Origin of the sequence: Mesorhizobium sp. B3-1-9 (assembly GCF_006439595.1) — a bacterium.
In the GTDB taxonomy this organism is placed as follows: Bacteria; Pseudomonadota; Alphaproteobacteria; order Rhizobiales; family Rhizobiaceae; genus Mesorhizobium.
The window spans coordinates 98,942-111,411 of sequence record NZ_VFTJ01000009.1; the positions used below are offsets into that span (position 1 = coordinate 98,942).

Consider the following 12,470-nt stretch of genomic DNA (forward strand, 5'->3'; position numbering starts at 1 on the left):
CGCTCACCTTGTAAGCGAGATCGGCTGCCCGCTGGAAGTCTGGCCGTCGAACTTTTCGCCGCCCGACGAATAGAGCCTGGCCAGCGTACCGCCATTTTCGTCATAGAGCGTCAGCTGCTTGCCGGCGACGTTCCACGACTTGATGCCGTCGATCGGAGCCGGGCAATGCAGCGGACCGGCGCGGTAGCCGGCGCCGAACTTGGTCTGCGGCGTCGCCACCTTGCAGCTCTGCCCGGAGACGTTGACGTTCCAGACGCCGGCGACGCTGGCCGCGGTGAGATCGGTGGCGCCGGCGGGCGCCGTGCCATCCGGCGGCAGCGAGGCGACCTGGCTGTTCTTCGGAGCGGTCGGGAATTGCGACGGATCGGTGGCGCCGGGGGAGGCCGGCGGCGGCAGCTGATTCTGCGTCACCGTGCCGGAGGGCGCCGGGGTCAGCGGCGCCGGCTGCTGGTCGTCCATCGACGAGAAGCGCGAGGTTGAGCAGCCGCTCGCAACCAGCGCGGCCAGCGATACGGCCAGAAGGCCAGTCCTTGAAAAATGCATTTACCACCTCCGTCGGATCTGGCCGGGGGGAGCCATCCGCGTAATCTCCGCTTCACCAAGACGGCGAAGGTGGCAGAATTTCAACCCGATATGGTTAAAATAGGGTTTTCGAAGCGGCTGTTGCAAATTTGTCGCAGCGGAAAGCCACAGTCGGGGGACTGCCGCTGAAAACCTTATAATCTATTGAAATATCAATGTTAAATCCTGGCGCTCGGCACGAACACATAGCCATCCGGGCCGACGATGTAGCATTCGCGCAAGCCATGCGGCTTGTCGATCGAGCCGGCCAGCACGATGTGGCCGAGCGCCGCCGCCTTTTTCTCGACCGCATCCGGATCGGCGCCGTAAAGGCGCAGTTCGATACCGGCCCCGCGAGTCTCTGCGCCCGCGGTGATGCCGGTCATCGGATTGTCCAGATAGGAATGGTCGGCGTGCAGCATGAAGATTGAGCCCAGAAGCTCGATCGCCGCAAAGTCCTCGTCGGCATAGATGATCCGGGCGCCAAGCACGTCGCGGCAGAAAGCCTCCATCGCCGTCATGTCGGTGACCAACAGGTTGACGCCGACCCCATGCGGCAGCGAGCGGCCGAAATCCTCGGCCTTCATCCACGGTGTCTTGGTTCGCTTCATTGCCATGGCGATCACCCCTGTCTCCCGATCCTAGACGAGCCGGGCTTCGGCCATTGGCATTCGCCGGCAAAATGCTTGCGCCAGGCAGGCGCGTCCTTATCTCAGGAAACGACACAAACGGGCGGGAGACAGAATGGCCGCGAGAACAGGAACCGCCAACCGCTACTACAGCGGGCCGCCCAGCGATCATTTCGATGGCGCCTTGTTCTTCAATCCCGGCGGCAAGCCGCCCGGACGCTTCACCGATCTCCTCAAATGGCAGTTCGGCGGCGGGCGGGCGAAATGGCCGGCCGCCTTTCCGAGCCCTTATCCCCCGGCCAAGCCGGACCTACGGGTGGAAGGCAGCGCGCTGAGGCTCACCATGGTCGGCCATGCCTCGCTGCTCATCCAGACGGCGGGCTTGAACATCCTGACCGATCCGGTCTGGTCGGAGCGCGCCTCGCCTTTCGCCTTCGCCGGGCCGAAAAGGGTCAATGCGCCGGGAATTATCTTCGCCGACCTGCCGCCGATCGACCTGGTCCTGATCAGCCACAATCACTACGACCATCTCGACCTCGCCACGCTGAAGCGGCTGAAAGAGAGCCACGACCCGCTGGTGATCGCGCCGCTCGGCAACGACGCCATCATCGGCCGCGCGGCGCCCGGCATGCGGCTCAGCGTGCATGATTGGGGCGACAGGCTGAGCGTCGGCGCGGCCGCCATCCACATCGAGCCGGCGCATCACTGGTCGGCGCGCGGCGGGCGCGACCGCCGCATGGCGCTGTGGGCGGGCTTCGTCATCGAGACGGCGGCGGGCAATATCTATTTCGCCGGCGACACCGGTTTCCATGACGGCATCAATTACCGGCTGATGGGAGAAAAGCATGGCGGCTTCCGCCTCGCCATCCTGCCGATCGGCGCCTATGAACCGCGCTGGTTCATGGCGCCGCAGCACCAGAACCCGGAGGAAGCCGTTCAGGGCATGAAGCTGTGCAATGCGGCTCACGCCGCAGGCTGCCATTGGGGCACATTCCATCTCACCGACGAGCCGATCGAGGAGCCGGCGCAAAAACTGGCCGAGGCGCTGGCGGCTGAAGGCTTGCCCTCGGAACGATTCCGCGCCATGCGGCCCGCAGAGGTATGGGACGTGCCGCCCGTCTGACAAAGGAACCCAAGCCGGCGAAACGCGTTGGTTCGCGACGCAATTTCGCCGGAGCTTTATCAAGTGGATCATCATCCTTTTGATTGTCGCCGCCGCCGCGAGCCTGCTTGGCATGCCGGCGCTGGCCGGCGCCGCCGCCACGGGCGCGCGCATCCTTATCGGCATCGTGCTGATCATCTTCCTGCTGATCGTGCTCGGCGTCTTCGCAGTAACTTAAGCGCGACCCCTTGGTCGTCGCGGCGCGACCTCTTGGTCGTCGCGGCGCTACCTCTTGGTCGTCGCCACCTGGCCGGACTGGTAATTCCCGCCCGTTTCCGCCATATAGCGCCCAAACGGATTGGAATGACCGGTTAGATGGCAGGCACCGCCCCCTTCGCCAAGATGAACGGCATCGGCAACGAGATCATCGTTGCCGATATGCGCGGCCGTGCCGACAAGGTGACGGCCGCGGCGGCGATCGCGCTCAATGCCGGCGAGGCGACGAAGTTCGACCAGATCATGGCGATCCACGATGCGAAGACGCCGGGCACCGCCTATTATATCGACATCCTGAATTCCGACGGCACCAGTGCGCAGGCCTGCGGCAACGGCATGCGCTGCGTGGTGCAGGCTTTGGCGGCCGAGACGGGCAACAAGAGCTTCAGCTTCGAGACCCGCGCCGGCATCGTGAATGCGCAGGAGCACCCCGACGGCCTGATCTCGGTCGACATGGGCAAGCCCCGCTTCGGCTGGCGGGAGATCCCGCTGGCGGAAGAATTCCGCGATACCCGCATGATCGAATTGCAGATCGGCCCGATCGACGCCCCGGTGCTGCATTCGCCCTCGGCGCTGTCGATGGGCAACCCGCATGCCATCTTCTGGGTCGACAACGACGTCTGGTCCTACGAGCTCGACCGCTTCGGCCCGCTGCTCGAGAACCATCCGATCTTTCCCGAGCGCGCCAACATTACCATCGCCCAGGTGACCTCGCCTGAAACCATGATCATCCGCACTTGGGAGCGCGGCGCCGGCCTCACCAAGGCCTGCGGCTCGGCGGCTTGCGCCGCCGTGGTCGCGGCCGCCCGCACCAGGCGCACCGGCCGCAGCGTTTCGCTGCTGACGCCGGGCGGCGGCGAGCTCAATGTCGAATGGCGCAATGACGACCACGTCATCCTGACCGGCGCGGCCGAATGGGAATTTTCCGGCAGCTTCGATCCCTCGACCGGCGCCTGGGCCCGCGACACCGAAAGCGCCGCCTGATGTCCGCCCTTCAAAAGGGCGCGCCCCAAGCCCCCACCGGCAAGGGTATCGACGTCGTCACCTTCGGCTGCCGCCTCAACACCTATGAATCGGAAGTGATGCGCCGCGAGGCCGAAAGCGCCGGCCTCGGCGCGCTCCAGGGCGGCGCTGTCATCTTCAACACCTGCGCCGTCACGGCGGAAGCCGTGCGCCAGGCCAAGCAGGCGATCCGCAAGGCGCGCCGCGAGAACCCTTCGGCCCGCATCATCGTCACCGGCTGCGCGGCGCAGACCGAGCCGCAGAATTTCGCCGCCATGGACGAGGTCGACCTGGTGCTTGGCAATGAGGAAAAGCTCAAGGCCAACTCCTACCGCGCGCTGCCCGATTTCGGCGTCAACGACACCGAGAAGGCGCGCGTCAACGACATCTTTTCCGTGCGCGAGACGGCAAGCCACATGGTCGACGCCATCGAGGGCCGAGCGCGCGCTTTCGTCCAGGTCCAGAACGGCTGCGACCATCGCTGCACCTTCTGCATCATCCCTTACGGCCGCGGCAATTCGCGCTCCGTGCCGATGGGCGCGGTGGTCGAGCAGGTGACGCGGCTGGCCGGCAACGGCTATGCCGAGATCGTTTTGACCGGCGTCGACATGACCAGCTTCGGCGCCGATCTTCCGGGCAGTCCGAAGCTTGGAAAGCTGGTGAAGACGATCCTGCGCCAGGTGCCGGACGTGAAGCGGCTGCGGTTGTCCTCGATCGATTCCATCGAGGCCGACGACGACCTGCTCGACGCCATCGCCACCGAGCAGAGGCTGATGCCGCATCTGCATCTGTCGCTGCAGTCGGGCGACGACATGATCCTGAAGCGCATGAAGCGCCGGCATCTGCGCGATCAATCGATCCGTTTCTGCGAGGACGTGCGCAAGCTCCGCCCTGCAATCGTCTTCGGCGCCGACATCATCGCCGGCTTCCCGACCGAGACCGAGGCGATGTTCGAGAATTCGGAAAGAATGATCGAGGAATGCGGGCTGACGCATCTCCACGTCTTTCCGTTCAGCCCACGCGAAGGCACGCCCGCTACGCGCATGCCCCAGGTCCCCCGCGAGGTGGTGAAGGCGCGCGCCGCAAGGCTTCGCGCCGCCGGCGAGGCCGCCTATCGTCGTCACCTTTCGTCGCTTCCCGGCACGCGACAGTCGATCCTGGTCGAGCGCGACGGACTTGGCCGCACCGAGGGTTTTACGCTGGCCGCGATCGACACCGGCGCGCCCGGGGAGATCGTCGATGCCGTGATCGCCGGCCATGACGGCGCCCGACTGATTGCGGCGCCCTTTGCCGCGCAAGCCGCCTGAGACTGCGAGACGCATGGCTGGTTTCTTCAAGAAGATATTTTCGTTCGGCAGGAAAGAGGTCGTCGAGGAGCGCGCCGACGAGACGCTGCCGCCGATCAAATGGGACGCGCTGGACGCGCTGAAGCCGGAGGCTGAGCCTCAATCGGTTCCCGAAGAGCCGAAGCCCGAGCCTGCTCCATCCATCCCGCCGGCACCGGAGCCGACCATTCCCGCCGAGCCGGAACCGCTGCCGCAGCCCGAGCCGGAAGAAGAGCCGCAACCGGCGCCCGAGAAGCCGGAGCCGCCTGCCCCCGAGGAAGTGCCGCCGGCACAACCCGAACCCTTACCCGCGCCGACACCAGAACCCGAACCTGCTCCGCAGGAAGTGCCCGCACCCGCGCCGGCTCAGCCGGACATCGAGCCTTCGCGTCCGGAACCGCAGCCGGAGCAGCCACCGGTCGAAGTGCCGACGCCGCCTGCCGAAGTCCCGGTCGAAACGCCGCCGCCCATCGAGGTTCCGCCAGTGGCGCCGCCCTCTGTGGAACCATCCGCCGAAGCCGGCGCGGAAATCGCGCCTCCTATTCGACAGCCAGCGCCCGTCGAGCCGCAGCCGATCCTGGCCGAGATCGCGCCGGAACCGGAGGCCGTGCCGCCGCCAAAGCCCACGCCCTCTGCCGGCAAGGTGACGGTTTCAAAGAAGGTCGAGCAGAAGGCGGAGCCGGTAAAGGCGCCGGAGCCGGCGCCGCGGCGCTCCTGGTTCCAGCGCATGCGCGAAGGGCTCGCCCGCTCCTCGCGCGAGCTCACCGGCAACATTGCCGGCGTCTTCACCAAGCGAAAGCTGGACGAGGACACGCTGCAGGATCTGGAAGACGTGCTGATCCGCGCCGATCTCGGCGTGGAGACAGCTCTGCGCGTCACCGATTCTCTCGCCTCGAGCCGCTACGGCAAGGATGTCTCCGACGCGGAAGTCCGCGCCGTGATGGCGGCGGAGGTGGAGAAGGTGCTGGCGCCGGTCGCCAGGCCGCTCGAGCTCGATCTCAGCCATAAGCCGCATGTCGTCCTGGTCGTCGGCGTCAACGGCACCGGCAAGACGACCACCATCGGCAAGCTCGCCGCTAAGCTCACCGACGGCGGCCTCAAGGTGATGCTGGCCGCCGGCGACACGTTCCGCGCCGCCGCGATCGAGCAGCTCAAGATCTGGGGCGAGCGCACGAAATCGCCGGTCGTCGCCTCCAAGCTCGGCGCCGATGCGGCCGGCCTCGCCTATGACGCCTTCGAGAGGGCGAAGGAGGCCGGCTCCGACGTGCTGATCATCGACACGGCCGGGCGCCTGCAGAACAAGACCGAGCTGATGGCGGAGCTGGAAAAGATCGTGCGCGTGTTGGGCAAGCTCGATCCGGAAGCGCCGCATACGGTGCTGCAGACGGTCGACGCCACCACTGGCCAGAACGCGCTGAACCAGGTCGAGATCTTCCGCAACGTCGCCGGCGTCAACGGGCTGGTGATGACCAAGCTGGACGGCACGGCGCGCGGCGGTATTCTGGTGGCGATCGCCGCCAAGCATCGGCTGCCGGTCTATTTCATCGGCGTCGGCGAGCAGGTCGACGACCTCGAACCGTTTTCCGCCAGCGAATTCGCCAGGGCGATCGCCGGCGTGGCTTGAACAAAGGCGCGATCTTGGAAGGGCCGCCTGCTTTTCGGCCAGATCATGCGCAAGAAGGACTTTTATGAACATCCTCGAACGCGACCCGTCCGATCCTCGCCGCAAGCCGATCAACCCCGGCTTGAAGTTCCTGCTCGAGCTTGGGCCAGGGCTGGTGTTCTTCTTCGCCACCATTCGCGGCGAATGGCTGGCCGAGAAATTTCCGATACTCAGCCATCTCGGCGAGCCGATCCTGATCGCCACCGCCTTCTTCATGGTCGCGACGGCGCTTTCGCTCGGCGTCTCCTGGCTGCTGACGCGCAGCCTGCCGCTGATGCCGCTGGTCTCGGCGATCGTGGTCTTCGTCTTCGGCGCGCTGGCGCTTTACCTGCAGGACAAGACCTTCGCCTTCATGAAGCCGACGATCATCAATTCGCTGTTCGGCGTCACGCTGCTCGGCGGGCTTCTGTTCGGCCGGTCCCTGCTTGGTTACGTTTTCGATTCCGCCTTCCAGCTCGATGCCGAGGGCTGGCGCAAGCTGACCTTCCGCTGGGGGCTGTTCTTCCTCTTCCTCGCCGTGCTCAACGAGGTCGTCTGGCGCAACTTTTCCGAGGCGACCTGGCTTTATTTCAAGGTCTGGGGCACGATCCCGATCACCTTGCTGTTCACCTTCAGCCAGATGCCGCTGATCATGCGCCACTCGCTGGAGGAAAAAGCTAAGGAAGAGAAGGCCGGGAATTAAAGCAACCCGGGAAAAGCGTGCAGCGGTTTTCCATCCGAAGTTGCGTCGAAACAAAGAGGGGGCGGCATGGAATTCCTCACCACGCACGATGAGCTGAGGACGATCTACAAGACGCCCCGGCCGACCGACGGCTCGATCCGCAAGGAGCTCAAAAACCTCGACGGCCATTGCCGTTCGTTCATCGGCAAGAGCCCCTTCGTGCTGATCGGCTCTTCCGACGGCGCCGGCAATGCCGACGTGACGCCTAGCGCATGACCCCGAAAATCGAAATCGATTTTCGGAAAGGATCATGCGCCAAATCAAAAGTGTTACAGCGTCCTTTGCGCGTCCAAAGGACGCGCGGCGCTGTAATGGCGACAAGCCCGGCTTCACCGCCATCCTCGACAACTCCACCATCGCCATTCCCGATCGCCCCGGCAACAACCGGCTGGACACGCTGGAAAACATCATCCGCAACCCATCGGTCGGGCTGCTCTTCCTCATCCCCGGCATGAACGAGACGCTGCGCGTCAATGGCGATGCCCGCATCACCGTCGATCCCGTCTTACGCGAGCGCCTTGCGGTCGACGGCAAGGAGCCGCAAAGCGTCATCGTGGTGACGGTCAAGGCCGCCTATATGCACTGCGCCAAGGCCTTCATGCGCTCGGATCTGTGGAAGCCGGAGACCTGGTACGACCGCGCGACCCTGCCGACGCTCGGCCAGATCATACGCGACCAGCTGGCCCTTGGCGAAAGCGCCGGCGAGATCGACCGCGAGCTGGACGACGATTACCGCCAGACCATGTGGTAGGCTTCGCGGACGACTCAACCCTTCGTCCGGTTCTCCCTTGATCGAGATCATCGCCATATCGGGCAGCCTGCGCGCCGCCTCGACCAACTCGGCCCTGGTTGCCGCATTGGCCGCCAACGCGCCCGCGGACTGCCGTGTCAAGGTTTATGACGGCCTTGGCCGGCTGCCGATTTTCAACCCCGACGACGAGGGCGAGCGCACGCCGCCGGAAGCGGCACGCCTGATCGAGATGGTCACCCAGGCCGACGGCGTCATCGTCTCCTGCCCGGAATATGCGCATGGCGTGCCCGGCGGCATGAAGAACGCGCTGGACTGGCTGGTCTCGCGCGACGCCGCGGTGGGCAAGCCGGCGATGCTGGTCCACGCCTCGCCCCGTTCGCTCTATGCGCGGGCGGCACTGGCCGAGATCATGCGGACGATGTCGTTCGCGATGTATGAGGAGGGGACGCTGGAGATCGCGCTGCTGGGCAAGAAGCCGGCGGAGATGGAGGCTATTTTGGCAGACCCTGCGAACCGAAGGGCGATACGTGGAGCGATCGAGGCTTTCGTAGGGTTTATTCGATCACAGTAACCGCTGACCTGCTTCGCTTGCGATCCTTGGCGCCCCCCTCTGCCCTGCCGGGCATCTCCCCCACGAGGGGGGAGATTGGCAGTTTCGGCGCCGGTGCGCTTCCTGCAACGTCGACGATTGGCGAAAGCCGAGCGACATCTGATCTCCCCCCTTGTGGGGGAGATGTCCGGCAGGACAGAGGGGGGCGCTGTCCCGCCGACCCCTCGCAACTTTTTAGGCGCTGGAAGAGCCCTACCCCTTCCTTCGCGTCTCGACATCGGTCTTGCCGACATACCAGTCGCGGGCGTTGACCTCCTCGAACACCACCCAGACATCGTCATTGCCGAGCCCGGTGGCGTCCATGATGGCCGCGGTCACCTTCTTGGCGATGTCAGCCTTCTTGCCGGCCGGATCGGCGGCGATCACTTCCTTGACGATGCGGATGTTGACGAATGGCATGATGTTCTCCCCGTGGGTTCTTCCGTTTGGCGTCAGGCGACGGTTTGGCAATTCGCTCCGGCAAAGCGGATGGCGGTGGTTGCGGGAGCCGCAGCGCCGCGGGTGCTGCTGGGATGCGCAGAAAGGCCAGGAATGGCCGAAGAAGCGCCTGCAGAACCTTCAATAGGTTTTCGCCCCATTCACCATCAGCCGCACCATGTAGAGCGAGGTGGTGCCGGCGATGTAGAGACAGTTGAGCTTGTTGCCGCCGAACACGCAGTTGGCGGTCACTTCCGGCACCTTGACCTTGCCGATCAGCGTGCCGTCCGGATCGTAGCAATGGATGCCGTCGGCAGCACTCGTCCAGATGCGCCCGTCGGAATCGAGCCGGAACCCGTCGAACAGGCCGGCGGTACAGTCTGCGAAGACCTTGCCGCCGGAAACCTTCTTGCCGTGCTTGCCGACGTTGAAGACGCGCATATGCGCCGGGTTCTTCTCGCCATGCGTGCGGCCGGTGTCGACGACGTAGAGCAGGCTTTCGTCGAGCGAGAAGGCGAGCCCGTTCGGCCGCACCATATCGGTGATGACGGCCTCGACATCGCCCGTATCGGGATCGACGCGATAGACATTGCAGGCGCCGATCTCGCTCTCTGCCTTGTCGCCCTCATAATCGGTGTCGATGCCGTAGCTCGGATCGGTGAACCAGATCGAGCCGTCGGAGCGCACCACCACGTCGTTGGGCGAGTTCAGCCGCTTGCCCTTCCACTTCTCGGCGATGGTCGTGATAGAGCCGTCGAATTCGGTGCGGCTGACGCGGCGGCCGGAATGCTCGCAGGTCACCAGCCGGCCCTGCCGGTCGACGGTGTTGCCGTTGGAATTGCCGGACGGCTGGCGGAACACGCTGACGCTGCCATCGGTCTCGTCATAGCGCAGCATGCGGTTGTTCGGGATATCCGACCAGACGACATAGCGGCCGGCGGCGAACCAGGCTGGCCCTTCCGCCCAGCGGCAGCCGGTGAACAGCTTTTCCACCTGGGCGCTGCCGCTGAACAGGCGCGCGAAGCGCGGATCGAGAACGTCGTAATAGTCTTCGGCCGCCATGCATTTCCTCCCGGCATCAGGTGACGGGGCGGATCAAGCCAGCCCGGAAGCGATCTGGCAAGACGGCAGGCCCGTAATTTGTATGACAAAACAGATGAGCACTGCGTGAAGCGGGCCGGTCTTGCGTACCGCGTCGGATGCATAGCCTGTTAGCCTGCGATTAACCGGCTATGCGCTGGTTGCAATGGTGCATTGCAACATCTTTCTTTTGCAATGCATCATTCCTATGTCATCCTCACAATCGTCAGGGAGGAACAACTAAGAAGGAACCCTGTCATGTTCGACAATCTTGTCTCCCGCGCCCGCGCCAGCATGGCCAAGCGCCGTCATTACAACCGCCTCGTCGCCGAAATCGAGAACCTGTCCAGCCGCGATCTCGCCGATCTGCGCGCCGACCGTTCGGAAATGCTCTACCAGGTCCACAAGCAGATCTACGGTTGAGCGGTAGGCCGATCGTCCGGCCACTTCGTCATTCTCGGGCTTGACCCGAGAATCCATTCCGTGACTTCCAGGCGTCGCAGCGATGCAGAACGCGCTGCACAAGCGCCGAAATCCAGGCCGCCGCGCTCCTCGATCAGCGTCACGGAATGGATTCTAGGGTCTGCGCGCGTCGCTTCGCTCCTTGCTTCGCCCTAGAATGACGACGCAAGTATCCGTCTTGACCTGGCGCCCCCGCGCTAACCCGGCGCCGCCAGCGCTTTCTCGATCTGCGGCAACAGCAACGCCCTGACCGACTCGGGCGTCAGCGGACCGACATGCTTGTAGGCGATCCTGCCATCCTTGCCGATGACGAAGGTCTCGGGCACGCCGTAGACGCCCCAGTCGATCGCCGCGCGTCCGGCCGGATCGACGCCGATCGCCTGATACGGATTGCCGAGATCGCCAAGGAAGCGGCGGGCGTTTTCCGGCTGGTCCTTGTAGTTCAGCGCGGCAAGCGTGAAGCGCTTGTCCTGCGACAGGCCGAGCAGCACCGAATGCTCCTCCCGGCACGGCGCGCACCAGGACGCGAACACGTTGACCAGTGTCACCTTGCCGGTAAAGGACTTTGTATCCAGCCCCGGCAGGCTGGTCCCTTCGAGCGGCGGCAGGCTGGTCTGCGGCGCCGGCAGTCCGATCAATGCCGAGGGGATTTCAGAGGCGTCGCGGCCCGAAAGCAGCTGCCACAGGAACAGCCCCGCCAGGCCCAGGAACACCAGCAGCGGCAGAAGCACGAACAGGCGGCGCCGCGGCGCCGGCGTTTCGGTTTCGATGCTCATGATTTAACCGCCTTGTCGGAGCGCCGGCGCACTCCGGCCGCTTCCAGCGCCGCGAGCTCGCGCTTGCGCGCCCGCTGGTCGAGCAGGATCCAGCCGATCAGCCCGGCGAGCACCACGGCGGTGATGGCATAGGCGGCGGTGACGAAGAGGGCGTGCGCGCTCATGTCAGCCGCTCCTCGCTCTCCGCCGTGCCAATCGTTGCGATCATGTCTTCCCTTAACCTCGCGCCGGCAGTTCCGCAATTTGTCGCGGTGCCGCAGTGAAGGAACATTCTCGTCGTCTCAATCCGTCCCGTGCCGCAGCGCCAATGCCGCCGCCAGCGGACCAAGCACTGCAAGAAACAGCGTCAGCGCGGCAAGAATGAGGAAAGGCTGCAGGAATGGCGCCGGATCGGCCACCGCGCCATAGCTTGCCGAAACGCCGAAGATCAGCACCGGAATGGTCAAAGGCAGCACCAGCACCGAAATCAGCAATCCGCCGCGCGGCAGCGCCACCGCCACCGCGGCACCCGCGGCGCCGATGAAGGTGATGGCCGGCGTGCCGACGAGAAGCGTGAGCGCCGTGGCGCCGATGCCGAGCGGCTCCATGTTCATGAACAGGCCAAGCAAAGGCGCCGCGACCACCAGCGGCAGCACGCTGCCGGCCCAGTGCGCCAGGCACTTCGTCAGCACCGTCAGCGCCAGCATGTGGCGGTCGTTGTTCAGGACAAGAAGGTCGAGCGAGCCATCCTCGCGATCAGCCTGGAACAGGCGGTCGAGCCCGAGCAGGCAGGCAAGCAGGGCGGCGATCCACAGGATCGCTGGGCCGATGCGCGACAAGAGGTTGAGGTCGGGACCGACGCCGAACGGGATGGTGACGATGACGGCGAGGAAGAAGATGACCCCGATCAGCGCCCCGCCGCCGGCGCGGATGGAAAGACGGATGTCGCGCAGGAAGAGGGGCCACATTATAAAGGGATCCCTTGGCGAGGCTGGCGCTCCGGCACACCCCCCTCTGGCCTGCCGGCCATCTCCCCCGCAAGGGGGGAGATCGAATGTCGCGCGGACTTTCGCCAATCACCGACGCCGCGAAGGAGATGCCGGCGCCGAAGCTGCC

16 protein-coding genes and 1 pseudogene are annotated in these 12,470 nt (G+C 65.0%); 10 read left to right on the forward strand and 7 right to left on the reverse strand.

All coding sequences use genetic code 11. From position 1 onward, the window contains the following. Positions 1-3 precede the first annotated feature (3 nt). Complete coding sequence (locus FJW07_RS18035; protein WP_140857958.1) at positions 4-543, reverse strand: protease inhibitor Inh/omp19 family protein; 540 nt, start codon at positions 541-543, stop codon at positions 4-6. Between the two features lie 197 nt (positions 544-740). After that, positions 741-1,178: a VOC family protein gene (locus tag FJW07_RS18040; RefSeq protein WP_140658605.1), complete on the reverse strand. Its 438-nt coding sequence runs from the start codon at positions 1,176-1,178 to the stop codon at positions 741-743. 127 nt (positions 1,179-1,305) lie between these two features. Between FJW07_RS18040 and FJW07_RS18045 the strand changes: the two genes are divergently transcribed. From FJW07_RS18045 to FJW07_RS18085, 9 genes and pseudogenes are all read left to right on the forward strand, one after another. Further along, positions 1,306-2,313, forward strand: a complete 1,008-nt coding sequence (locus FJW07_RS18045; RefSeq protein WP_140857960.1) for an MBL fold metallo-hydrolase — start codon at positions 1,306-1,308, stop codon at positions 2,311-2,313. 58 nt (positions 2,314-2,371) lie between these two features. Then, positions 2,372-2,530 carry a DUF1328 family protein gene (locus tag FJW07_RS18050; RefSeq protein ID WP_140858117.1) on the forward strand — a complete coding sequence of 53 codons (159 nt, stop codon included), beginning with the start codon at positions 2,372-2,374 and terminating at the stop codon, positions 2,528-2,530. A gap of 137 nt (positions 2,531-2,667) precedes the next feature. Further along, the gene (gene dapF / locus FJW07_RS18055) at positions 2,668-3,552 is read left to right on the forward strand and encodes a diaminopimelate epimerase (RefSeq protein WP_140857961.1); all 885 of its coding nucleotides are present in this window, start codon (positions 2,668-2,670) and stop codon (positions 3,550-3,552) included. After that, positions 3,552-4,877 (forward strand): tRNA (N(6)-L-threonylcarbamoyladenosine(37)-C(2))-methylthiotransferase MtaB, encoded by a 1,326-nt coding sequence (mtaB, locus tag FJW07_RS18060; RefSeq protein ID WP_140857963.1) that lies wholly within the window; start codon positions 3,552-3,554, stop codon positions 4,875-4,877. Before dapF ends, mtaB begins: the two co-directional genes overlap by 1 nt. A 13-nt stretch (positions 4,878-4,890) precedes the next feature. Beyond that, the gene (gene ftsY / locus FJW07_RS18065) at positions 4,891-6,519 is read left to right on the forward strand and encodes a signal recognition particle-docking protein FtsY (RefSeq protein ID WP_140857965.1); all 1,629 of its coding nucleotides are present in this window, start codon (positions 4,891-4,893) and stop codon (positions 6,517-6,519) included. Between the two features lie 64 nt (positions 6,520-6,583). Beyond that, positions 6,584-7,240: a septation protein A gene (locus FJW07_RS18070; protein ID WP_140658610.1), complete on the forward strand. Its 657-nt coding sequence runs from the start codon at positions 6,584-6,586 to the stop codon at positions 7,238-7,240. A gap of 66 nt (positions 7,241-7,306) precedes the next feature. After that, positions 7,307-7,486: pseudogene (locus FJW07_RS18075) on the forward strand (pyridoxamine 5'-phosphate oxidase family protein); the annotation flags it as partial. Positions 7,487-7,529: 43 nt separating this feature from the next. Next, positions 7,530-8,030, forward strand: a complete 501-nt coding sequence (locus tag FJW07_RS18080; RefSeq protein WP_181182669.1) for an MSMEG_1061 family FMN-dependent PPOX-type flavoprotein — start codon at positions 7,530-7,532, stop codon at positions 8,028-8,030. A gap of 37 nt (positions 8,031-8,067) precedes the next feature. Then, on the forward strand, positions 8,068-8,601 hold the full coding sequence (locus FJW07_RS18085; protein ID WP_140857967.1) for an NADPH-dependent FMN reductase: 534 nt from the start codon (positions 8,068-8,070) through the stop codon (positions 8,599-8,601). A gap of 231 nt (positions 8,602-8,832) precedes the next feature. On the opposite strand, the gene FJW07_RS18095 is transcribed toward FJW07_RS18085, so the two are convergent. Both FJW07_RS18095 and FJW07_RS18100 read right to left on the reverse strand, forming a co-directional pair. Continuing rightward, on the reverse strand, positions 8,833-9,039 hold the full coding sequence (locus tag FJW07_RS18095; RefSeq protein ID WP_140684309.1) for a 4-oxalocrotonate tautomerase family protein: 207 nt from the start codon (positions 9,037-9,039) through the stop codon (positions 8,833-8,835). Positions 9,040-9,198: 159 nt separating this feature from the next. Continuing rightward, on the reverse strand, positions 9,199-10,119 hold the full coding sequence (locus FJW07_RS18100; protein WP_140857969.1) for an SMP-30/gluconolactonase/LRE family protein: 921 nt from the start codon (positions 10,117-10,119) through the stop codon (positions 9,199-9,201). A gap of 276 nt (positions 10,120-10,395) precedes the next feature. Here FJW07_RS18100 and FJW07_RS18105 point away from each other — a divergent pair, with 276 nt between their 5' ends. Then, entirely contained in the window at positions 10,396-10,560 is a 165-nt protein-coding gene (locus tag FJW07_RS18105; RefSeq protein ID WP_181177681.1) for a hypothetical protein, read from the forward strand. 236 nt (positions 10,561-10,796) lie between these two features. Here the strand turns inward: FJW07_RS18105 and FJW07_RS18110 are convergent, their stop codons facing one another. The 3 genes from FJW07_RS18110 to ccmB all read right to left on the reverse strand — a co-directional run bounded on the left by FJW07_RS18110 (position 10,797) and on the right by ccmB (position 12,322). After that, positions 10,797-11,375: a DsbE family thiol:disulfide interchange protein gene (locus FJW07_RS18110; RefSeq protein WP_140857971.1), complete on the reverse strand. Its 579-nt coding sequence runs from the start codon at positions 11,373-11,375 to the stop codon at positions 10,797-10,799. After that, positions 11,372-11,539 carry a heme exporter protein CcmD gene (gene ccmD / locus FJW07_RS18115; RefSeq protein ID WP_140658615.1) on the reverse strand — a complete coding sequence of 56 codons (168 nt, stop codon included), beginning with the start codon at positions 11,537-11,539 and terminating at the stop codon, positions 11,372-11,374. The genes FJW07_RS18110 and ccmD overlap by 4 nt, the downstream gene beginning before the upstream one ends. A gap of 117 nt (positions 11,540-11,656) precedes the next feature. Next, entirely contained in the window at positions 11,657-12,322 is a 666-nt protein-coding gene (ccmB, locus tag FJW07_RS18120; protein WP_140857972.1) for a heme exporter protein CcmB, read from the reverse strand. Positions 12,323-12,470 lie beyond the last annotated feature (148 nt).